The organism is Candidatus Zixiibacteriota bacterium (assembly GCA_034003725.1).
In the GTDB taxonomy this organism is placed as follows: Bacteria; Zixibacteria; MSB-5A5; order GN15; family FEB-12; genus WJMS01.
Map to the genome: position 1 here is coordinate 40,279 of JAVEYB010000006.1, position 22,814 is coordinate 63,092.

Here is a 22,814-nt window from a genome sequence, read left to right on the forward strand (position 1 = left end):
TTGGCACGTATGGGTAATCCACTTATTGATTATCGGCCGCCAGACTGTCGTAAACCACCCGCAGGTCGGCCATTTGCCGTTCAAAAGAGAAGGTGCTGCGAATGGTTTCCATCGCCGTCTCCGCGAGTCGTCGCCGTAACTCCGAATCGCCCGCGAGCCGCAGGAGCGCCGACGTCATTGCGGCGGGATCCGACGGGGGTACCAGAATACCGCTGATGCCGTTTTCAATGAGTTCCGGCACTCCGCCGACATCGGTCGCAATTACTGCCACCCGGAGCGCCATACCCTCCAGAACGATATTGGGAAGGCCCTCGGACAGCGACGGATTGATCAGCATGTCGGCGCCTTTTATACAACCGATCAGATTCTTTTCATGACCGGGACACAGCACATACCGGTCGAGCTTCAATTCCGCAATGCGGTGAGTGGCGGCTGCCAGATCGGGACCGCCGCCAAAGAGCACGAACCGAAGGCGGTCGTCGTGCGCGATCGCCCGACGGGCCGCTTCAATGAGGTCCAGCTGACCTTTCTCGGGACTGAACCGTCCACCGGCAACGGCCACCAGGCTGTCGGGGGGGAATCCGAAGCGGGCGCGAAGGTCCACCGGGGGCATATCATCGAAGAAATCCGGGTGTATCGAGTTGTAGGCCACCGAGACTTTCGACGACGGTACCATGAGACGAACGAGCTTGTGTTTCTGGGCGCCGCTGACCGCCACGATATGGTCCGCAAACCGGACAATGACCTTATCAATCGCATGGTAGGCTCTGACCTTGAGGTTCTCCCAGGTCCAGCCCCGGGAGAACGCCACCCAGGCCGTTCGAAGTCCCCGGGTCGCCGCCAATCCGATGACGTGAGTGCGGTAATCGTGCGTACAGAGGATGTCGACCGAATTTTCCCTGAGGTACGCACGGACTATTTTCACGGCCTGGGGATCGTAGGGGCTTTCTATATCGAAGACATGCGTTTTGATACTGTCGGCTTTGATTACCTCGATGAACTCCGGTGACCGCCCTTTCTCCACGAAGGAACTTACGGTCAGCACGTACGGCGTACCGAGCGCCTCGCGCGCATGGAGATGGAGTTGTCGTTCGGGTCCCCCGTAGAAGTTGGAGGCCCGCAGGTGTAATATGTTCATGCTCGTTTGAGAATCGTTTGCAGATATTCGTTGTAGCGGCGCCCCAGTTCCTCCCACCGATATCGCTGTTCGACCAGGCGCCTGCCGCGACCGCCCAAAGACTCGTAGGCCGGCAGATTGGCCATGCACTCCAGTATCTGGCGGGCCAGCGCCTCGGAGCCGTCGCGTATCAATAAATGCTCACCGTCGACCACTTCCAGCCCCTCCGCCCCTACCGAAGTCGACACCACCACCTTGCTCATCGCCATGGCCTCAAGAATTTTCAAGCGTGACCCGCCGCCGATCCGCAGCGGGACAATGTAAACGCCGGCCCGCTCGATATACGGCCGGACGTCATCGACCGTCCCGGTTACGGTAATGCCGTCGCGGAGCCCGAGTTCCCGTATCTGGATCGGCGGATTCCGCCCGACAACGTACACGTTGGCCCCCGGACGTTCGGCCCGGATTCGCGGGAACACGTCGTCAGCGAAGTAGGCGACCGCATCCTGATTGGGCCGCCAATCCATGGAGCCGGTGAACACCAGCGTATCGGGGTCGGGAGAGATACCGCCCGGACGGAAGTACTCGGTGTCGACGCCGTTATCGATGACGGCTACCGGGTACGGTACGCCGAAGCGGGCGATCGTGTCCGCCTCGTGGCGTGACACCGCGGTGGCGCCGGCCGCCCACAAGAAACAGGAACGTTCAAAACGTTCCACCTTGCGGAACTGCAGCGCGATATAGGCCCGTTTCAGCGGATTCGTTTCGTTCTCGAGGTAACGACGCCAGATCGAGGCTTCTATGTTGTGTGCGACCACTACCGAAGGTATTTCGGTGAGGTTCCTGACAAAACGAGCGTAGGGAGACCACTCACAGATGACGATGTCAAAATCACCTGTCGATGACCGTCGCGATACCTCCCGGGCAAAACGCCGAGTGTAATGGTGGGCGACTATATACGGATACGGGGAGAAGAGGTTGGCCAGCAGCCTGAGATAGAACCGGGGGCCGGACTTTTTTCGGCCGAGTTCGCCGACCGCAATGGGTGTTATTCCGGCGCTCTCCAAATGGGCGCAACCGTTCGACCCCTGCTCGCCGTAGGCGAGATAGGATACTCGGTTCTCCCGGCTGAGGGCGTGCGCAAGGTTAAAGGATCGAATGCGCTTACCGGTATTCAGCGGGTACGGGAACTCTTCGTCGATAATCAGAATATTCATAGCTGCGTCAGGCGCCAATATATCGCCACAACGCCACTACGAAAAGTCAAATCATTGCCCTAGTGGACCTTCGGCGGCTTCCTCCGGACTCGACCCCGGAGCTGCCAGCCGCGATACGATGTAGGGGAATTTGCCCGACGGCGAGCGGCGGATCGTCTCGACGCGGCGTAAGTCAACCGAGGTATTCTCTCCCATGAGTCCGCGCAGCAGCCGCTTAAGTGATGCGACCTGGGCGGCGTGTTCGGTTGGATCGGCGGCAATGTTTACAATTACCTGCCCGATGGTCTCCTGAACCACTTGAATTTTGGCGCAAATCCGTGAATGTCTCACCGCATCTAATACCGCCGAACCATGCACGCAACTCCCATCGGGGCGTTGCAGGACCTCGATCGTTCTCCCGCGCAGATCGACCAGTCGTGGCGATTCCAGTCCGCAGGGGCAGCGAGTTGTATCGATCCGCCCGAGATCTCCAATATCGTATCGGATGAGCGGCATTGCCGTGTTGCGGAGATCGGTCACGAGAAGCTTCCCAACCTCTCCGGGCATTCCTTTTACCGGCTCGATTTCGCAATAGACACTTTCGGAGAACAGGTGATATCCGTTTCGCTCGGAGCATTCGATCCCCGCCGTGCCGAATTCCCGCGCGCCGTACCGCGACAGGCAGCGATCGGCGAGAATCCGTTCGATCGTATCGCGCTGCGTTTCGGAGAGAGGTTCGGCGGAGCATACCACCAGAGGGACGCGGACCGCAGGCACACGGCCTTCGGAGATACGGACCGCCAAATCATACGCAAGTGTGGCATAGGCGCCGACCAGGGTCGGCCGGTGCGCGCGAGTCTGACGCACGAATCGTGCATACGTTTCATCGGTCAGGTAGGTGGTATCGGCGAAATAGAGACGGGTGGCGAGAAGCTGCACGAGTCGTGTTTTCAGATTTGAAGGATGCACGGCATCAACTGCCGCACCCCACAGCCAGCCCTGCCACTCACCATCGCGCCACCCATAATACCGGCTGAGCGCCAGATCAATACCGCGGCGGTAAAGCTGGCACCTGATGTCTCTGTAGAATTCCAGGGGCTGCCCGGTCGTACCCCCGGTTGAGGTACGGATGATATGTCCGAGACCGGGCGCTGTCGATACCGCCTTCGAGTCGGCAGCGATCAAATCTGCCTTGGTCACCGGCGGCAAAAACCGAAGATCATCGAACGAACGCAGATCGCCGGGCTGGAATCCGATTTGCTGAAACCTCTGGCGATAGAACGGCGTGTACCGGGAGGCCAGCTCGACTATCATGCGGAGCCTCTGAAGCTGCCGCTCCCGCTGCACCTCCAACGGCTGATGGATCGATTCGTGTACGTCTTCGGCATGGCGGTATTTCGGCCATTCGCCGCGATGAAAATCAAGCAGTCGAACGGCCAGTCGGCCTGCTAGTCGAGATGCCACCAACATTAATCCTCCCCGAGAGGCAGTCTTGTGCCTGACCGCAATGTTGCCCGGGATAAGCACGGATGCTCGAACGCAACTCCCGAAGGCGACATCGGTGCGAAAGTCGACGCGGGTCGGTCGGGCGGATAGCCCGTTACCGAGGCCTCACCGAGTCAAATTCCTCAGCAGTCAGCCACCGAATCTCACCGACGGTCTGGGCAAAATACAGACACAGCCCACGGTAGACGATCTCCAGCCGACCGCGATTTCGGTCACTGGCGTTGAGGCGGGCCCACAACTCACCGTTGCGGTCGGCGCATACGACTTCCGTTTCGGTCTCAATCAGATGCAGTGGAAACGAAGGAACAGCTACCGGCATGACTACCTCCCCAAAGAGATTGGTTGAATTGCCAATCCATTATGTGGGGTAGAAACGCCATCTCATGACTGTTAGCGGCGGAAAAACTGCACGTTAATGGCGACCGGTTGCAGAAGCGATGGCAGGGCGCCCGGTCTGATCAGGAGGGAATTTCGCACTTGAAGTAGCGCAATTTGCCGGACTTTTCGGGAGGGATGTCATCGACGATTTCTATGGAGACTGTCACTGCCTCGCCGATGAGGTTCTTTATACAGGTCCGGATGTGTTCCTGCAGCTCGGGAGTGGCCGGCGGGTCGTTGGTGATTTTCACGTGCCAGTCGGTCAGTGTCCGCTGGATGATCTGCGTCTTTCCCATCGGAGGTCCGGTTTCAGTGATCTGGACGCCGAGGACGAGTCCGGACCGACGGGTGCCGTCGAGCGCGACGTAAAAGTCCGACAGACGGCCGACACCGGCGGTCATCAGCGGAAGACTGCGACCGCATGAACATGTAGCTTCGAGAGGACGTCCGACGTCACTCAATTCATAGCGAATCATCGGAAATCCGTAGTTGGTCAAGTCCGTGACGAGTATCTCGCCGTCTTCACCGGGACCGACCGGTATTCCATCGCGTACGAATTCGACGACCGCGATCTCCGCGGCGATATGGTGACCTTCGTGCGCCCTGCATTCGCACGACGTATTTCCGACCTCGCGCGAACCGTACATATCATAGACGGGGGCCTGATACGCGCGTTCGAACAGCTCGCGCATGGATGGATACAGCATCTCGCCGGTTGACATGATCCCCTTGACTTTCTCCAGCGGGAGCTGCCGGGCGAGAGCGTACTCGGTAAATGCCAGGAGGCCGCCGGGAAAGCACTTGATGTAGCGCGGGCCAAATGAGCGGAAGTCCCGGTAGAAACGCTCCAGCGTATCGGCAGTGGCTCCCCCGGTATAAAACAACTGCATACGCTGCAGGTAGCGGTCTTTAACGTGCGTCAGCCAGGAATGATGGTGGTGAAAATCGATGTGGGGCGGCCAGAAAATCGAGACTTTGTCGCCCGGCATCTGCCCCATAAATCCCTCAAACCGCCAGGCCACGGCCTGTTTCATGGTTGCACCGATCTTGTCACGATACAGCGTGAGGCGACGCGTGGTGGTACCGCCGGTGCCGAATACCTGCAGGTGCTCCTCGGTGAATTTCGACGAGATGAGATCGGTGCGATGGGCGTCGATCAAATCACGCGTCAGGACGGGGAGTTTCCGGAGGTCGTCCACCGACTTGAATGAGTCGGGCGTCAGCCCGCGTTCGTCGAACACGCGCCGGTAGTACGCTGTCGTATCGTAGGCATGTTTGAGCATCTCCGACAACCGCTGCCACTGATAGTCCAGCAGGCGCTGGCGCGGCCAGTACTGGCTTTTCAACAGGAACTTCCATTGCGCCATCGCGGCATGCTTTTGTTCCCGCACCAGCAGCAGCCGCTGCGCCGTGTTGCGCAGCAGAGTCGAGTACAACGACATCCTTGTTTCCCTGTCCGTGAATTCCCGTGCTACTTCAAATGGGCGACCGGGTCGATTTCCGAAATACTGAAGCGGTATTTTCCCGACGCTTCAACCGGAATCGAATCTACCTGTTCAATCTCGTACTTCATCAGCGGGCCGAAAAAGCGATTGACCGACTCGGCAATCATCCGCTTCGAATCCTCGCCGAACGATTGATCGACAGCCAGTCGCAGCAGAAGGAAGTCTTTTTTCTTCTGCACAAGCTGCGCCTGCACGATTCCAGGCACGCGCGCGATGAAATAGATCGTCATGGCGGCGCCCGAAACGACAGCTCCTTCGGGTGTGACCAAAAAGTCCGTGACGCGCCCGCCCACGATTTCCATCATCGGCAAGGTTCTTCCGCATGAGCACCCGGTCTCAAGAAGCATCCCCATATCTTCGATCCGATACCGGATGAACGGCAGCGCGTAGTTGTGCAGATCCGTGATTACGATCTGCCCCAGCTCGCCCGGACGGCACGCCCGGTCATTGCGGATAATCTCAACCAGGAGCGTATCGGCGGCAATATGCAGACCGCGATGCGCCTCGCATTCCGACGCGATCACACTGAATTCCCGGCTGCCGTAGCGGTTGAACACCGGGCAGCCGAAGACATCCTCCAGCAGGCGCCGCTGATCGTCGGTCAGGACCTCCGCGGAGGTAATGATGCTTTTCGGGCGGTGGTAACCGGTGATTCCCCGCTCCTTGATGAAACGCGCGATCAGGTAAATCGCGTTGGCGTATGCCACATAGGTCGACGGTTTCTCTTTGTTGAGGCGCTCGACAAACCGAGCCAGTTTCTCTTCCGTGATCTCGCTGGTATCGAGGATCACGCGGCGGGAGAAAAACCGGTCGCGAAGGTTGTCCATGGTAGAGCGGGGAGCGTTCAGGTCGCGACGGTGGCCCCAGATAGCCGCTCCTTTGTGATAGGGCTCGAGTCCGGCCCAGCGGTCGTGCCTGATCGTATTGGCGATACGTCGGTAGACGCTGTCCGGGCTCATGAAGAACCGGAGGGGCGACCCGGTAGAGCCGCCGGTCTGGTTCGGGATGCGGTCAGAAATCGGCAGGCTGGCAGCCGTCAGTTCGTCCCGATGTTGCTGGATATCGCTTTTGGTGAGGACCGGCAGACGTTCGATATCACGAAGAGACTGCACCGCGACCGGATCGAACCCTGCCTCGGCAAACCGGCGGGCGTAAAAGGGGCAGTTTTTCGCGGCGTGCGACAGCAGAGCCTTCAGGCGCGTCAGTTGCAACTGCTGCAATTGCTCGGGCGGTAACCACTGAGTACGTTCGGCCTCGCGAACGAACTTCATGTCAGTGTGCCGATTTCTGATCCCCATCAAGGGGATAACTACATACCGCGCCAGTGGTTGAATCCAGTCCATGATTACGAGTGCTCCATTTCGGGCGTGCCCGGTACGGTCGGGCTTTTGATCCCGCGTGCCGCATTCCGGGTCTAACGATGTATCGGCATCAGGTGCCTGCACCTTCGGTTATCGGACGCGATTGGTTCGCCGAAACGGCGGTGTCGCCGGTTTGTTCCTGAAGCGCCGTTTTGACGTAGATGGCCGCCATGGCTCCGATCAGGCCGGCATACATGTACCAATTCCAGCGGAAAAAGTTGTGCGCCGTGCCACCGTTGACCAGCATCGCCAGCATGGAGGCGACAAATGCCTCTTTATGCGCATGATACCACCGCACCAGGTCCGGATCTTTCGGGGGGGAGTGGAGTCGGCGCGGGGTCGTCAGCACCTGGTGGAACGCGCTCGCGAGGAAAATGAAAAAGGCAAAAAATCCCACGATGCCCAACTCGGCGAGCAGCTGGACGTACAGAGAATGCGGGCTCATGAAAATCTCCGGTCCGTACTTGCCGGACCCGCTGGCCGGCGCAAATGCTCCGGAGCCACAGCCGAGAATGGGTCGGTCGGCAAAAATACGCATGCCGTTTTCCCAGATCGCCACGCGGTTGGTGCTGATCTCATTCACATCGCCTCCGCTGACCAGGGTTTCATACCGCCCCTGGTATTGCTCCGGAAGCAGGAACCAGGCGATCAGCAGAAACGCAGCTGCGCCGAGCGCCCCCGCAAGTCGGTATTTGCTGTACCAGACCGTAACGCCGACCACGGTCAGTGTAGCAAGCAGACCGCCACGCGATCCGGTGTTGACAATCATCAGGAGGAACATGAAGAGTACGCCCAGAAGAATCGTGCGGGGGATCTTTCCGCGAAAGTACTTGATCCAGGCGATGAGGAACGGCAGCGTAAAGGCGAGCGTGGCGGCGAGCGTATTGGCGCCGCTTCCAAATGAACCTCGGCCTGTCGCCCGCTGAATACCCATACGAATAACCGCACCGCCACCGTAATAATCGCGAAACGACAAAAACATCTCGCGGAACATCAAAAACAGGAAGACTCCCATGAAGATGTTCCACTTGGTCCTGGTGTCGACGGTATACACGATGATCATGTAGAAGACGATCAGTTTGAGGAAGTTCTCGATAGACTCCTCGGTCCTGACGGGATCGAAACTGACACCCCAGGAGATGATGATAACCGCCCAGAGTCCCAGCATCGTAATGAAGGGCATGTCGTGAGGCAGTCCAAATGACCCGTGGCGTTTCTTGTGCGCGAGGATGGCAGCGAGAAGCACGCCGATGCCGATGACCCGTTCCAGCGATAATGCATCCAGCGCCGGAAACATCTCCCCCGGACGAATCACGAATGTCACGAAATAGAGCAGTAACCCGACATAGGGAAATCGCACCAGCAGTACTATACCGATAGTGAGCCCGGCCAGCGCGATGAAGATCACCGGTTTCAGAAACAGCGAGCAGACCCCGACAACGAGGCTGATGAGGACGATTGTCGCCCACAGCAGATGCCGCTGGGAGACCATGCCCCGGCCGCTGAATTCCTGATAGCGATGGTTCACGTATCCGCCTTTTTGCCGGCGCGTTCTCAGCCCCGGTCAGGATCGCCCGGTAGCCACGTACTTGAAGCCGATTTCCTTGAGCGCCTTTGGGTTATAGATGTTACGCGTGTCGTATACGATCGGCGTTCGCACTAACGACTTGATTTTCCTGAAGTCCAGGTCGCGGAATTCGTTCCATTCCGTGGCTATAATCACGATATCCGCACCGGTCACCGCATCATATGCATTCTTATGGTATTTGATACCCTCGATATTCTTTTTCGCTTCATCCATCGCGGCCGGATCAAACGCGTTTACGGTCGCCCCCTGCTCCATCAGGCGGCGGGCGATATAGATTGCCGGAGCCTCCCGGACGTCATCGGTATTCGGCTTAAACGACAGCCCGAGCAGACCAATCACCTTTCCCGGTACCGATCCGAGTGCGGCTACCGCTTTCTGAACGGCGAGTTCCCGCTGGCGGGCGTTAACCTCGATAACGGCCCGGGCAAGCTTGAAATCATAGCCGACATCCTCGGACAATCTCGCCAGCGCCGAGACATCTTTGGGAAAGCACGAGCCGCCGTAGCCGGGACCCGGATGCAGGAATTTCGGACCGATCCGTTTGTCCATGCCGAGCGCCTTCGACACCTGGTAGACGTCGGCGCCGACAATATCGCAGAGATTGGCGATTTCATTTACGAACGAGATGCGCACGGCGAGCATCGTATTCGACGCATACTTGATGACCTCGGCCGTCTCGTTGGTGGTGCTGACGATCGGCGTCTCCAGCAGGAACAGGGGTCGGTAGATATCGCGCATGATGGCGAGGGCGCGCTCGGAATCGCAGCCGAGAATGACCCGGTCCGGCCGAAGGAAATCGTTGACGGCCGCTCCCTCGCGCAGGAACTCCGGATTTGACACGACATCAAACTCCACGTCGGAGCTGGCGGTCTCCCGAATCATCTGACGAAGCCGCCGGGCCGTGCCGACCGGAACGGTGCTTTTGATCGCGATAATCTTGTACTCGGTCATGTACCCGGCCACTTCCTTCGCGACCGCTTCGATCTGGCTCAGGTCGGCGTATCCGTCGGGGCGCTCAGGTGTGCCGACGGCAAGAAACACCACGAGGCTGCGATCAACCGCCTGCTTCAGGTCGGTTGTGAAGTGGAGCCGGTCGAGTTTCACGTTGCGCTGGATCAGTTCGCCGAGGCCGAGTTCGTAAATCGGAACCTCGCCCCGGTTGAGCATATCGATTTTTTCTTTGACCTTGTCGACACAGACGACATTCATGCCGAAATCGGACAGGCACGTGCCTGCCACCAGACCGACATAGCCGGTTCCCACGACGCACACATTCATTGTTGTTCCTGCTTGTTGATATACCATCGAGCAAAGCGCATCAGCCCGTCATCGATCGACACTTTGGGCGCAAACCCACAGAGGCGACTCGCCCTGGTGATGTCGGCGTAGGTCTGGTCGACATCTCCCGGCTGCGGCGGCAGCTTTCGCATGATCGCGCGTTTGCCCAGCTTCTGTTCTATCTTGCTGATGAGATCGCGGAGCGTAACCGTGTCCGAACGGCCGAGATTGAGTATCTCGTAGTCGAATCGGGACTGCCGAACCGCCATGATACCATCCACGATATCATCAATAAACGTATAATCCCTTCTGCTGTCGCCCTCGCCAAACATTGTTATCTCCTCGCCGCGCCAGATTTTCGCGGTGAACAAATGTATGGCCATCTCCGGCCGCTGACGGGGGCCGTACACGGTGAAAAACCGCAGGCAGGCGGTCGGAAAACCGTAGAGGTGGTGATAGGTGTAGGCCATCAACTCCCCGGCTTTCTTGGTAGCCGCGTACGGTGAAATCGGGTGATCGACGGAATCGTCTTCCGAAAACGGCACCTTTCGGTTGTTCCCATAGACCGAGGACGACGACGCAAACAGGTAGCGTCCGACGCCGTGTCTGCGACACGCCTCGAGCACGTTCATGGTACCGACCAGGTTGACTTCCTGATAGAGTACCGGGTTTTTGATCGACGGGCGCACGCCTGCCATGGCCGCCAGATGAATCACCTCGCCGACCGGTCCATCGGCAAAACACCGCTCGACGGCATTGGGATCTCGAATATCACCTTCAACGAGACGGTAGCCGGCCTGTTCCAGGTGGCGCCGGCAGTTGACTCGCTTGATTGCCGGGTCGTAGAAATCGTTGAAATTGTCAATTACCGTGACCCGGTGTCCGGCGGCTAGCAGCCGGTCGACCAGGTGCGACCCGATGAACCCGGCTCCCCCTGTTACCACGATCGACTCAGGCATTGAGCCCCTTCTCACAACTTTCGTTTCGGAATGACGAACGTAACCGGTCGCCCGTCGCTTTGTCAACAATTACGACCCGCGGAGCCCGACGAAATGCGGGATATGAGCCCGGGCCAAAAGCGGAGCGATACGATCCATTATCGACCGGCCGTTCCAGCGGCTTCCGTGGCATCGACGCAGCCACTCTGTAGCTTGTATCGGCAGAATCGACCCCAAGCCGGGTATTTCGAACGGTGCATAATCCGAGAATAATCGCCGCGGCCGGTCAATACTTTCAACGGCATGTTTTCTTTGGTTGATATAGCGGCGATCCCTCCGATATATTGACAAAGCGGCTGCTTTACTCTCCGACGGCGGCAGCCGAATCACGTTACGGGATTGACAGGTTTCATGCTAATTCGAGAGATAGTTCGAGCCATTTTCAACAGACAGCAGCGGTTCCGCTTCCGCTATCACCTCGTTCGCAATCTCCCCGGGGAGTACGGTTTTATTCTCCGTCGTCGGGTACTGGCGAAGTGGTTTGGATCGTTGGGGAAGAATCTGAAGGTGCACGAGGGGTTCCGTTTCCGTAATATCGAGTTGATCCGTTGCGGGAGCCACGTAAACATCGGGGTTGATGCATTCATTCAGGCGGGCGGCGGCGTGGAGATCGGCGACTACGCGATTCTTGGCCCGGGCGTCAAGGTCTGGACGCAGAATCACGCGTCCGCCCGGACGGATATCCCCATCCAACAGCAGGGGGCCGAATACAAGCCCGTGGTGATCGGGCGCGACGTATGGATTGGCGCCAATGCCTTTATCATGCCCGGGGTTACGCTGGGCGAAGGCTGTGTCGTGGCTGCCGGCGCGGTGGTCGGCGCAAAGAACTACCCCCCGTACAAGATTCTGGCCGGCAATCCTGCGCGGGTAATCGGCACACGCGAAAACAGCGAAAGTGCACCGACCGCCGCTCCGGACCCGTCGAGGGAGTCCGACTAGTGGATCAGGTCGTTCACTCCGGAAACCGCACATGACATCATCGCCCAATAAAAAAGTCCTGATCGTCTCGTACGCCTTTCCCCCGTCGGCTGCGGTCGGCGTGTATCGAGTCATCAAGTTCTGCAAGTATCTGCCGCAGTTTGGATGGGATCCGGTGATACTGACGGTCCAGGAAGCCGTGAGTTTCAGCCGCGACGAGTCTCTGCTCGAGCAGCTCCCCCGCGACCTGAAGGTGTACCGGTCGAAAGACGCATCGCCGGTGACATGGTACGAGAAAAAGACCGGACGCGGGCCGCTGGAGCCGGTGGCAGCGCCAACAGCAGATCCGTCTGCCGGAAAAACCCCCGCCACCACGCCCGTGTCGCCGTCGCTGCCGGGGCGGATCAAAGGCTACATACGCCGCTCACTCTTTACACCGGATGACAACGTCTTCTGGGTTCCGTATGGAGTATCTGCCGGACTGAAGGCGATTAAGCAGGAACGTATCGACGTCATTTTTACAACCTCGCCGCCGGCGTCGGCACATCTCGTGGGATACTGGCTGTCGGTTCTCACCGGCACGCCGCTGGTGATCGACTTCCGCGATCTGTGGACACAGAATGCCGGCTATCGGCAAAAGAACAAGCCCGCTCCCGCGCGCCTCTACGACCGGTTCCTCGAGAAGCGCTGCATGAAGCGGAGTCGATTCATCGTGACGGCCACCGAAGGGTTCACGGACCTCGTTCGCGGCAAGAACCCGTACAAGCCGGCCGACAGAATCGTCACCATCACCAACGGACTCGATCCCGATGACTTTGCGTCGGTGGAGTTTCCAAGCGCGAAAAATGAGCGGTTCACGATACTCTATCTCGGCAGCTTGTACGGCGCCCGCAACCCGTTTTTCTTCTTCGAGGCGCTGGAGCATTTCCTGGATCGTCGCCCGGAGGCGCGTGACAACATACGGGTGGACTTTGTTGGCGGCGCCAAAGGGTATGAGCATGCGACCAAAGGCAACCGATTGGAGAAGATTGTACGGTGGCTCGGACACGTGCCGCAAAAGCAGGCGCTGTCGCTGCTGTGGCAGGCTGATGTCCTCCTGCTGCTTCTGGGTTTCGGTGAAACCCACACGACCGTCATCCCTGCCAAGCTCTTCGAATACATCGCCACCGGACGGCCGATCCTTGCGTTTGTGCCGGAAGGTCAGTCGAGCGCATTGATCGAGAAATACAACCGCGGACTCGCAGTAACCTCGCCGGACAAAGACAGAGTCGCTGACTTCATAGCGTCACGCTATGACGCTTGGGTCACACAGGATGGTCCGCTGCCGTCGAAGATCGACCTGCCCGAGGAGTTTGACCGTCGAGCGAAGACGAGACACTTGTCCGAAGTGTTCGAACGGGCCCGCCAAACGCGCTGATTGCGCGATTTTCCGTCACTTTTCGGCTCCTCTCCCCTTGACAAACATAGGCTCGTAAAGTACATTATTGACCACGATACGCCGGAACGGATGTGCCGCTGTGACTGCCCGGCCCATCCGGAAGGACTCTCCTTCACTCCGGCCGCGCCCGGATGAACGGGCGCCGTTTGGGGCGGCATGCATCGACAACTCGACATCGCCAATTCGGTACCTGCCTCACGTACCCGTAGGTTGACACTGTACGTTTATCAAAACCTAACGAAGCGGAATCTCTATGTATCAGGGGATCCAACAAGAGATTGTGGCAGTCATTCGAGATGTGGGAAATCTGTCCGGCGATATTCCCTCAGACAAGGATTTGTACTCTGAACTCGGAGTTGAATCGGTCAACTCGATCCATTTGCTGCTGGCTCTGGAAGACAAATTCGGCGTGTCAATCGATGATACGCAGTTTGTCCGGGCGCGCACGGTTGCCGGGCTCACCAACCTGATTGCGGATTTGCGGGGGAGCTGAATGACCGTTATTGCTATCGAGCTTCCCAACAACATACCGTCCGATGTCGCGATTGAAATTGCGAAGCGCGCGTGTTACTGCGACAGTCGTATCACGGACAGCCGATTTGATGCCGAGCAGCGTCGACTTGAAATCCGCTGTGAGAATGGCGACGGTTCGTCCGATGTCGCGGACAAGGTGCGGCTGCTGATCGACAAGATGAAAACCGAGCGGCTCGCCGTGCAGTCGAAAGTGCTGCGATCGCGACAGGGTGGGTCGACCGATTTCGATGCCGACGTGTTTCGCTCGTTGGAGGGGGCCGGAGACGTATTTACCGAAGGTATCGGCGTCATCAGCCGAGGCGGCACGTTTCTGTCGCTGTTGATGCGGGTCGACCGGCTGCTTGAACGTATCGCCACCGACCTGTTCGGCGCTGCGACGAAGAGCTACAATACGCTGATTCCGGCCGACTGGCTCCGCCGGGCCGGCTATTTTTCTTCTTTCGCGCATTCGATCACCTTCGCGACCCATCTCTCTGAGGACTTCCATCGCATCGAACGGTTTGCCGCCCGCCACAAGAACGGGCGGCCCCTGCACTTCGAAACACTCGATGAAATCGCCACACCCGAGTACTGCCTGTCTCCCGCAGTCTGTTATCATACCTATGGAAGTATGGCCGCCATGACGTTTGGAGATACTGACGAGGGTCTGAGAACCGTCACAGCGGCAGGCCGGTGTTTCCGATACGAATCGAAAAACCTTACCGCGCTCGATCGCCTGTGGGAGTTTTCGATGCGGGAGATTGTCTTTGTCGGCGAGAAGCGACACGTGCTCGATGCGCGACAGCGGGCGGTCGATACCGTCTGGCGTTTGGTGGAGATTCTCGATCTGCACGCGACCCTCGAAACAGCCTCCGATCCGTTTTTTGCCACGGATTTCCGCTCGCTGCGGTTTTTCCAACTGGCCAACGAACTGAAATATGAGCTTCGCCTTCCGGTGGAACCGAACCGGTCGATCGCGGCAGCATCGTTCAACTATCACGAGAGCTTTTTCGGAGACGGATTCGCGATTCGCACCGCTGAGGGCGCGGCGGCGCACACCGGATGCGCAGCGTTCGGCCTCGAGCGGCTTGTATTCGCCGCGCTCGCACAAATCGGAGCGGAGGCGCTTCTGTCGCGTTTAGGTGAAGCTGAGAAAGAGTTGACACGGTAACCGATGGAGAAAGGGGCAACGATCATGCAGCCCGCAGACGGGTTTTCGTTTGTTTTTGGGCCGGACCTCGGACAGGTATCGGAGTTGATCTGCCGCACGTGGGCGCGGCCGTGCTGGCATTACGATGTCGGCCTGTTGCAGCTGCACATCATGCGGCCGTCGGGCGACCCGGAGTTGACGGTTGGACAGGTTTCCGCCGATGGCCGGCTGGCCTCGTTTCAAGCGTATATGCCGTTTGACGTGGAGTACTATGGCCGTCGCTATCGAGCCGTCTTTGCCAGTTTTCTGACCGTGTCGTCCGATTTTCACGGCAAGGGTCTGGCCGGACCCCAGCAGGGAAAGCTGATCGAAAAGGCTATAGATAAAGACTACGACCTGTACATAACGATGTGCGAGGTGGGGGCAGCCTCGAACCGGGCGGTCGAGAAAATCTTCACGAGCAAGGGACTGGACGTCAAAGTCGTCAACGTCCTGCAATACTCCGCGGCGCTGCGCGAGCTGGTAGACCCGATCCTCCCCACCCAACCGAGCGGTCATACGCGACCCTATCGCGCGGAAGATCGGTCGCTCATTCTTCCGCTCGTGCGAAACCTCGGCGGAAGCGTTCCGCTCAAAAAGATCATCCCGGACGACGACATCGACTTCCTCATGATGACTCGTCCGCACACGCGCTCGTATGTATGGGAGGAGGACGGGCGCGTTCGCGCGCTGGCCAATCTGTTGCTGCTCGAAGTGATCGAGCCCGATGAATCGAGACGCCTGCACGCGTACTTCGACAACGTGTCGTTCGGGGACTTGAGCTCGGAAGCACAGACGGTGTTCATTGCGGACATCATGATGGCGCTGCGGGAGACGAATTACACGACGGCGTTCATGCCGAATATCGGCTACGTCGCCGCCGATCCGTTCCGCAAGAACCGGTTCCGGACGGCGCCCCGTCAGATCAACCTCTATATCGCGCCGTTGCGTCCGAAAGTTCTCCCGGACGGCATAAAGCCGGTCGACGGGTTTTATCTCGATGTGTACTGATATCGGCCGGGGTCGGGGGTGAAAGAAGTGCTGAAATACACGGTGTATCTGGTCGGAACGCTGTGCGGCGGTCTGATCGGATTCCCGCTGGGCCTGCTGGCCTTCGTGGAGAAGTGGACTATTCGCACCGAGGGCGTCTACCTTTTCGGGGCGCAGCTGGTCGCCTTGTTCCCCGGCTGGCCGGGCAATTTCATTCGGTCGGCGTACTACCTGATTGCGCTCGATTCTTTTCACATCACCGCGATTATCAGTTTCGGGACTTATTTTTCGAACCGCGCGTCGCGTGTCAGGCAAGCAGCCGGAACCGGCGCATACTGCATTATCGGCATGACCGATATCGGGGAAAGCGTCCGAATCGCCAGTCGTGTGTCAATCACGTCGGGAATCCACCAGCACGGGTCGTCGGCTACGATTGGTTCTTCAAGTTCAGCGGCCGGACATCGCCGACGAGTTTCAATCGGCCGTGGGGCGTGGATCGGTGAAGGCGCCGTGATTGGTGCGGATATCGGAGCGGGGGCGGTAGTCGCCATGGGGGCGGTAGTCACGAAGCCGGTTCCCCCGTATGCTATGGCGATGGGAAATCCCGCCCGGTTGATGCCGACCGTGTCGGTAACCGCTCCCGGTCAGGTATCGGCTTCCGCCGACCTCGAGCAGCGGACTCCCCGCGAAGTTAATCCACCCGCCCGCGAATCAACCGCTTGAGCGCCAGCTTACCGACGTACGAAAATACTTCAGGTCGATTGTCGCCGTTGATGGTGAGGCGCGGGAGAGCATAACGCGCCGGGCCGGCGAGCGGATAGGTCGGGACGCCGAGTTGCGTGGTAAAGCCGACCGAGTAACCGCAGGATGGCGCTATATCAAGGACCTTTTCGCTGAACGACCCTGCCGGGTAGCAGATCGCCGTCACGGTTGCGTTCAGGTGCTTCTCGAGGTCCTGCCTGGAGCCAATCAGTTCGTCGCGAATCTCATCGGCTTTCAATAACGCGAGCTTACGATGGTTGACGGTGTGGGACTGGAAGTCGATTCTCGATGTCTGCAACGAACGCATAGTCTCCCAGCTCATGCAGCCGACCCCGATCGCATACGTCTGGTCCACATGCCGCTCGAGCTGGGCAACTGCACGATCGATCATCTCCTGCGGCTGATCGTCGAGCAGCCGGCACAGCGCTCGTCCCAGCGCCCGGCGCTCCTCGTACGTCGCCACGGAAGCGCGAGCGATGAGAGTTCTCACATCATCGGGGACGGCTCCGGGATCGGCTTTCATTCGTTCCAGAGCCGGCGTGTCGAGCTTGGTGACGACGTTGGTGATGCGCAGGTGCCAGAACCGTCTCTCGGTATCGACATAGGCGGTCGGCACGAAGACCACGGCCGGGAAATTGTGACGACGGAGCGCCGGCAGGGCGTAGTCTGCAAAATCGCTGTCGGCGTCGTCAAATGTGATCAGCGCCGTGCGTCGCTCGATAGTTTTCTTGCCGTCCAGAATATCGATGAACGCGGGTAGATCGACAACGTCGAAATACCTCCCGATAGCATCGAGATGATCGGCGAACAGCCGGTAATCGAGCCCCCAGTCGTATCCGAGGAAGCCGACTTTGCCCTTGTCGTGGTCGACCACGCGATGATAGGTGAAAACGACCAGCATGGGCTCCGACGGAAATCGCAGTCTCTCGAGAGCGAATGCGAGTCGCCAGAGTCCGCAGCGTTGTCCGATACGGTCGATGAGTTGTGCCAGCATCCCTGCCATCAAACTACGTTGGTTGCGTGCCGCGGGCTATACGTCGTTGTCGCCGTTGGTGAAGTGCCACTGCTCGGACGAGTACGCCAGTTCCCGGTACGGCGCTCCCTGATCGGCATACACGATTACCTTGATTCGATCATCAGCGCGCATTTTGAAACCGAACTCCTCGAATTTCGCGTACATGGCCGGATTGCCGAAGAAGAAGAAGGTCAGGGTATCGATTCGTTCGGCGCGCGACCAGAGGATGAATTCTCCGATCAGCGGCTCAAGTACGGTCCGGTTGTCGACAGTGAAAATGTCGTTGATGCTGATGTCGTTGTCACTCGTGCGAAAAACGATGTAGCCGAGCAGCCGCGACGCTTTCGCGTCGCTGAGGGCGAACACCCGATAAGACTTGTAGGGACACTCGGCAAACCGCCAGTTCAGAAAGCGACTGGAGCGCGCGGCAACCATGGCATACTGCCGTGATCCTTCCTCGCTGAGGGTATCGAAGCGACCATCGAACTCGGTAAGGATTTCGTAGCGATACATGCCGTTATCACGGTATTTCCGCTCCTTTGACGCCAGGGCCATAACACCATCGACGGGTTTCGCCAGAAGCCCGGACAACGCGCCGATTTTCACCACGCGCTGGACATAGGATCGGGCGTGTAACACTTTGACCATGCGTTTCAGGCCGCCGATGATCGTATACCCTGCCCGCTCCGTGATGCGGGCCGAATTGGCGTTGGGAGTGCCCACCAGAAAGGGGTACCCCGCGACGTCCTTGTGCGCAATCATCGCCTTCCGCAGGGCGAGGGCCAGTCCCTGGCGACGATGCTCGCTGTTGACGCCGAGGTCGCCGCCGAGGCCAATCATGACTCGCGTGCCGCCGATAATCATCTGCTTCGGAAAACAGGCGATCGACCCGACTATCGTGTTGTCTTTCGGCTCGCGGACGATCCAGCAATCACCGGGTCCCGCAGGATTATCCTGATAGAACCATTTGAATTTCTTTACCGGCCAGCCGTGAAACTGGGTATCCCAGAATCGGACGATGTCTGCGCCGTCTTTGGCCAGGTCAGCTCTGAGGATTTTGTATTCCATATCGCCGTATGCTTTCGCAAGTAGTCAACGTCTCCGAGTAATACCGGTTGTCATTTCCGTGTATCGACAGAATCTCTGGACGGCTGAGAGCCGCCCGCATTGCCTCAGGATTGCGCGTGGACCGCGGACCACTGGGGCCAAAGCGCGCGGAACATGGTCATAAACGCGGCAACCGCGGCCTTTGCGCCTTTCTCGTTGGGATGACTGTCGCCGGTCAGTCCTAAACGGTATTCGGCTTTCAGAAACCCCTTGTCATCGGCCAGCGTGCTGAACAAGTCGAAGACGTAGAAATTGTCCCGGCCGGTCTCACGCTGGTAGGCCGGCTGGAACTCGTTGACCAGCCAGTCGTTGAACGCCCGCGCCCGAGCCGCCATCTCGGCGGTCGTCGCTTCGGGCACGCGAGGCGGAGCCGTCATGTAAACGAAAAGCTTGCCCGGATGCGCAGCCATCAACGGTCGTATGTGATTGAACGTTGCCTTGTAGTTGGCGATGGTCTGCTCGACACCGTACGGATCGCCCGGCGGGGTCCCGTCTCCGACGATATCGCTGTTGGGGTAGCAGGGTTTGAACAGCACGATGTCGTTGGTTGTCCCGTCCTTGTGATAGCGATTGCCGGCGGAACTGAATTCGAGGATATCCTGCATGCTGCTGTCGAACTTGCCAGCCCAATGGCAGATGTCGGTGTGTTCGCCGATCTCGTCGCCGTAGGTTGCGCTCTTCACGAGAACCCCCATGGCCAGAAGCTCGTTGCGCAGGCCGCCTTCGTTAAGTAGGCGCCGCCCCACCGAGTGATGCAGGTAGACCATGCGGGCACCGTCATGCTTGTCCAGTTCGGCGGTGAGTTCGTTAACGGAGGCCGTGAGGCCGCGGTTGGCCGCCGCGCAATCAGCCTGTTTGGCCTGCCCTTCGGCAAACCAGGTGCGAAGGTTCATATATTTATAGACAACGTACGCGCCCACCGCGTTGCCAATCAACGACAACACGAGCAGCACTACAAGAGCGGTATTCATGCCCTTTCTCCCACCGGTTGTTACGGTCATAAGTCAGGTCCTTTCGTTGGAGCCGAAAGAATTCGCGCCATATGATGGTACATTTATCGGGTTCGGTCAAGTTTCCTCCATGCCAACGTCGGTCACGCTGGAACAACCGCCCCGGACCCGTGGTTTCTCAAACATCGATCTGTTCAGTCTTTGTACATTGTCACGACAAACCGGTGCCGTGCACCAGGAGACCATAAATGACCCGATTGTACTTTGCGTTCGTCATACTGCTGTCGGCCACCGGCCCCGCGATTGCGGTCGCTGCGGACAGCGCACAGCAGACTTCCCCAGGAAATACGGAGAACTCACCCATGAAGACCGCCACGTATACATCCATTCCTTTCGAGACAATCACCGGCGAAAAGACCAGTCTCGATGCTTACCGTGGGAAAGTGATTCTGATAGTCAACACCGCAAGCAAGTGCGGGTATACGCCACAGTATGACGGTTTGGAGAGGCTTTACCGTGAATACAAGGATTCCGGTTTGGTTGTAATCGGATTTCCGGCCAACAACTTCGGCGCCCAGGAACCGGGGACGAACGAGCAGATCATCGAGTTCTGTCAGACGACATTTGACGTGACGTTTCCGATGATGGCCAAGGTGAGCGTGAAGGGCGACGACAAGCACCCGCTCTTCAAGTACTTAACCGAGGAGTCTTCGTTGCCGGGAGAAATCGCCTGGAATTTCAACAAGTTCCTTCTCGACCGCGACGGCTGCCTTATAGCGCGGTATGAATCCAAAGTGACGCCGCAAAGTGACGAGTTGGTGGAGAAAGTCAGAGAGCTGATTCGAAAAGAAGGGTAGGCAGTCTCACCGAGAAGGGTATTGGTTGCCGAAATGCCGTAGACGTGTCATTGGGCGAGGTGACCTGATGACGTCATCTGTATCCTGTTTGTTGCTTATTCAGCCGGGCACGTCCCACCGGCCTATACGTTGCGCCCTGTCGCAGCGGACTCGTCATGCCACACGGTAAATGCCTCGCGCAGAGCCGGCTCCGGTCGGCGATAGGCATGGATGTAATGATGCGCCAGCAATTGGGTCGACAGAATCCCCACAAAAGACATGTTATCCTTGAAAGACAGGTGCTTCCCTGCCGACCGTCGGCATTTCGCCACCAATCGCTCGACACTGGGCGCATGGAACAGACCCGTCTTTTCCAGCGCTTCTCGCGAGAGCAGTTCCGCGACATATGCCGGCGAGTCATCCTGCACAAAGCAGTTTGAATCCGGCGCCATGTACGGCTGTTTTACGCGTTTCGTGATTTCGGGCGGAAGCTCTCGCGCCATCGCCTTCTTGAGCACGTATTTTTCGTTCAGGCCGAAGATCTTGTAACCGGGCGGAATCGTGGCGGCAAATTCCGCGACGCGGTGATCCAGAAACGGATACCGCCCCTCGATGGAATTCCCGGCGCACACCCGGTCTCCCTGCGACGACAACAGATAGCCCGACAGCAGCGAGCGTGCCTCGAGATACTGCGCTTTCGCGAGGTGGTGCCAGCGGTCGAACCCGTCCGGCAGATCCGATTGAAACGCCCGAAGGGCGTCGTGATCGTCCACAGCCGCTTTCACGTCGCCGCTGAAGAAGTCCTTGATCTTGGTGGTCGTACTGATACGGGGCAAATGCGAGAAACAGTACGTGTCCGGCTGGTCGAGCCCGATCTTGTAAAACTGTTCGAGGTAGAACCCCGCCTGCGGCCCCTGGCCGGGAAGAGTCGGGTAGAGCTTTCGAAGCAGCGCGGGCCGCCACTTGGAGTCGGGATTTTTCGCCCAGAAGGCGCGGATGATCGTTTCCTTGAACAAATCGTATCCCGCCAGCATTTCATCGGAGCCTTCGCCGGTCAGCACGACCTTGAAATCGGTCCGTCGTACCAGGTCCGACAGCAGATACAAAGGCGTCGGCGCCGTGCGCACGACCGGCCGCTCGGTGTGCCAGATCACCCGGGGAAATGCCTCGGCAATCGAGCGATAGGTCGCACAGACGGTGTGATGATTGGTTCCCAGATACTCCGCCATTTGATTCTGATATGCGGATTCGTCAAACGCCTTGTCATCAAACGTCACCGAGAAAGTCTCGATCCGGTTCGGCGTGAAATGCTTCACCAGTGCGGTCGTGACGGATGAATCCAGTCCGCCCGACAAGTAGGCCCCCACCGGGACGTCGGCACGCAGTTGCAGCCGGACGGCATCGACCAGCAGCGCATGAAGCTCTTCGGCGTACGAATCCACAGGCCGGGAGTAGTCAAACGTGGTCGGAAACAGCATCGACCAGTACCGTCCGGTCCGAAGCTTGCCGTGCTCGATTTCGAGCGAGCAACCGGCTTCGAGTTCGTTGATATTTTCGAACAAGGTTCGCGGCGGTGCGGAGGTCCACCAGGTGAACGTTTCGTCCAGTCCTTTCAAATCAAACCGTCGCGGCACGTTCGGATCGCAAAAGATCGCCTTGATCTCCGACGCGAAGTAGAAGCGGCCGTCGCAGACGGTGTAGAACATCGGGCGGATGCCCAGACGATCACGCGCGGCGAAGATTTTTGCATTGCGCTTGTCGTAAATGACGAACGCAAACTGGCCGTTGAAGTGCTGCACGCAGTCGGTCCCGTATTCCTCGTACGCATGCACGATTACTTCGGTATCCGAATGGGTGCGGAAGCGGTGGCCGCGTCGTTCCAGTTCGGGTCGGAGCTCGAGGTAATTGAAGATTTCGCCGTTGAAGGTCACCCACACCGAGCCGTCTTCGTTGCACAGCGGCTGCGAGCCGCCGGACAAATCGATAATCGACAGCCGGGCCTGCCCGAGCGCACAGCGGTTGTCGAAGTAGGCGCCGAATTCATCGGGCCCGCGATGCTTGATCGCGTTGACCATGCGGGCGATCAATTCGTGATCGGGCGCGGCCGGTTCGGTCATCTGGAAGTAGCCGGCTATTCCGCACATGATGTCATTCGTCACGCCCCGGCGG

At 58.5% G+C, this 22,814-nt stretch carries 20 protein-coding genes; 7 read left to right on the top strand and 13 right to left on the bottom strand.

Annotated features, from left to right (window positions below; all coding sequences use genetic code 11):
- Nucleotides 1–22: 22 nt before the first annotated feature.
- From RBT76_08435 to RBT76_08475, 9 genes are all read right to left on the bottom strand, one after another.
- On the bottom strand, nt 23–1,138 hold the full coding sequence (locus RBT76_08435; protein ID MDX9857801.1) for a glycosyltransferase family 4 protein: 1,116 nt from the start codon (nt 1,136–1,138) through the stop codon (nt 23–25).
- A complete protein-coding gene (locus RBT76_08440) occupies nt 1,135–2,334 on the bottom strand; it encodes a glycosyltransferase (GenBank protein MDX9857802.1) in 1,200 nt (399 codons plus the stop codon). The genes RBT76_08435 and RBT76_08440 overlap by 4 nt, the downstream gene beginning before the upstream one ends.
- Before the next feature lie 51 nt (nt 2,335–2,385).
- Complete coding sequence (locus RBT76_08445) at nt 2,386–3,783, bottom strand: hypothetical protein (GenBank protein ID MDX9857803.1); 1,398 nt, start codon at nt 3,781–3,783, stop codon at nt 2,386–2,388.
- Nucleotides 3,784–3,913: 130 nt separating this feature from the next.
- Complete coding sequence (locus tag RBT76_08450; GenBank protein MDX9857804.1) at nt 3,914–4,138, bottom strand: hypothetical protein; 225 nt, start codon at nt 4,136–4,138, stop codon at nt 3,914–3,916.
- A 139-nt stretch (nt 4,139–4,277) separates the two neighbouring features.
- Nucleotides 4,278–5,639 (bottom strand): hypothetical protein, encoded by a 1,362-nt coding sequence (locus RBT76_08455; protein MDX9857805.1) that lies wholly within the window; start codon nt 5,637–5,639, stop codon nt 4,278–4,280.
- A 29-nt stretch (nt 5,640–5,668) separates the two neighbouring features.
- Complete coding sequence (locus tag RBT76_08460) at nt 5,669–6,973, bottom strand: phenylacetate--CoA ligase family protein (GenBank protein MDX9857806.1); 1,305 nt, start codon at nt 6,971–6,973, stop codon at nt 5,669–5,671.
- 160 nt (nt 6,974–7,133) lie between these two features.
- The gene (locus tag RBT76_08465) at nt 7,134–8,591 is read right to left on the bottom strand and encodes an O-antigen ligase family protein (protein ID MDX9857807.1); all 1,458 of its coding nucleotides are present in this window, start codon (nt 8,589–8,591) and stop codon (nt 7,134–7,136) included.
- Between the two features lie 36 nt (nt 8,592–8,627).
- Entirely contained in the window at nt 8,628–9,929 is a 1,302-nt protein-coding gene (locus RBT76_08470; GenBank protein MDX9857808.1) for a UDP-glucose/GDP-mannose dehydrogenase family protein, read from the bottom strand.
- The gene (locus tag RBT76_08475) at nt 9,926–10,888 is read right to left on the bottom strand and encodes a GDP-mannose 4,6-dehydratase (protein ID MDX9857809.1); all 963 of its coding nucleotides are present in this window, start codon (nt 10,886–10,888) and stop codon (nt 9,926–9,928) included. The genes RBT76_08470 and RBT76_08475 overlap by 4 nt, the downstream gene beginning before the upstream one ends.
- 390 nt (nt 10,889–11,278) lie before the next feature.
- On the opposite strand from RBT76_08475, the gene RBT76_08480 reads away from it, so the two are divergent.
- From RBT76_08480 to RBT76_08505, 6 genes are all read left to right on the top strand, one after another.
- A complete protein-coding gene (locus RBT76_08480; GenBank protein MDX9857810.1) occupies nt 11,279–11,866 on the top strand; it encodes an acyltransferase in 588 nt (195 codons plus the stop codon).
- 31 nt (nt 11,867–11,897) lie between these two features.
- Nucleotides 11,898–13,262 (top strand): glycosyltransferase family 4 protein, encoded by a 1,365-nt coding sequence (locus RBT76_08485; protein ID MDX9857811.1) that lies wholly within the window; start codon nt 11,898–11,900, stop codon nt 13,260–13,262.
- Nucleotides 13,263–13,536: 274 nt separating this feature from the next.
- Entirely contained in the window at nt 13,537–13,776 is a 240-nt protein-coding gene (locus RBT76_08490; protein MDX9857812.1) for a phosphopantetheine-binding protein, read from the top strand.
- The gene (locus RBT76_08495) at nt 13,777–14,967 is read left to right on the top strand and encodes a hypothetical protein (protein MDX9857813.1); all 1,191 of its coding nucleotides are present in this window, start codon (nt 13,777–13,779) and stop codon (nt 14,965–14,967) included. It begins immediately after the preceding gene.
- Nucleotides 14,968–14,991: 24 nt separating this feature from the next.
- Nucleotides 14,992–15,996, top strand: a complete 1,005-nt coding sequence (locus RBT76_08500) for a hypothetical protein (GenBank protein MDX9857814.1) — start codon at nt 14,992–14,994, stop codon at nt 15,994–15,996.
- Nucleotides 15,997–16,014: 18 nt separating this feature from the next.
- A complete protein-coding gene (locus RBT76_08505) occupies nt 16,015–16,698 on the top strand; it encodes an acyltransferase (GenBank protein MDX9857815.1) in 684 nt (227 codons plus the stop codon).
- On the opposite strand, the gene RBT76_08510 is transcribed toward RBT76_08505, so the two are convergent.
- The 3 genes from RBT76_08510 to RBT76_08520 all read right to left on the bottom strand — a co-directional run bounded on the left by RBT76_08510 (nt 16,667) and on the right by RBT76_08520 (nt 19,830).
- Nucleotides 16,667–17,731, bottom strand: a complete 1,065-nt coding sequence (locus RBT76_08510; protein ID MDX9857816.1) for a polysaccharide deacetylase family protein — start codon at nt 17,729–17,731, stop codon at nt 16,667–16,669. The two genes, RBT76_08505 and RBT76_08510, sit on opposite strands and share 32 nt — an antisense overlap.
- 36 nt (nt 17,732–17,767) lie before the next feature.
- Nucleotides 17,768–18,820 carry a GNAT family N-acetyltransferase gene (locus RBT76_08515; protein MDX9857817.1) on the bottom strand — a complete coding sequence of 351 codons (1,053 nt, stop codon included), beginning with the start codon at nt 18,818–18,820 and terminating at the stop codon, nt 17,768–17,770.
- A 104-nt stretch (nt 18,821–18,924) separates the two neighbouring features.
- Nucleotides 18,925–19,830, bottom strand: coding sequence for an SGNH/GDSL hydrolase family protein (locus RBT76_08520; GenBank protein ID MDX9857818.1), 906 nt, complete (start codon nt 19,828–19,830; stop codon nt 18,925–18,927).
- Nucleotides 19,831–20,057: 227 nt separating this feature from the next.
- On the opposite strand from RBT76_08520, the gene RBT76_08525 reads away from it, so the two are divergent.
- Nucleotides 20,058–20,666, top strand: coding sequence for a glutathione peroxidase (locus tag RBT76_08525; GenBank protein MDX9857819.1), 609 nt, complete (start codon nt 20,058–20,060; stop codon nt 20,664–20,666).
- Between the two features lie 122 nt (nt 20,667–20,788).
- Here RBT76_08525 and asnB read toward each other — a convergent pair whose 3' ends face one another.
- Nucleotides 20,789–22,789 (bottom strand): asparagine synthase (glutamine-hydrolyzing), encoded by a 2,001-nt coding sequence (gene asnB, locus RBT76_08530; GenBank protein MDX9857820.1) that lies wholly within the window; start codon nt 22,787–22,789, stop codon nt 20,789–20,791.
- Nucleotides 22,790–22,814 lie beyond the last annotated feature (25 nt).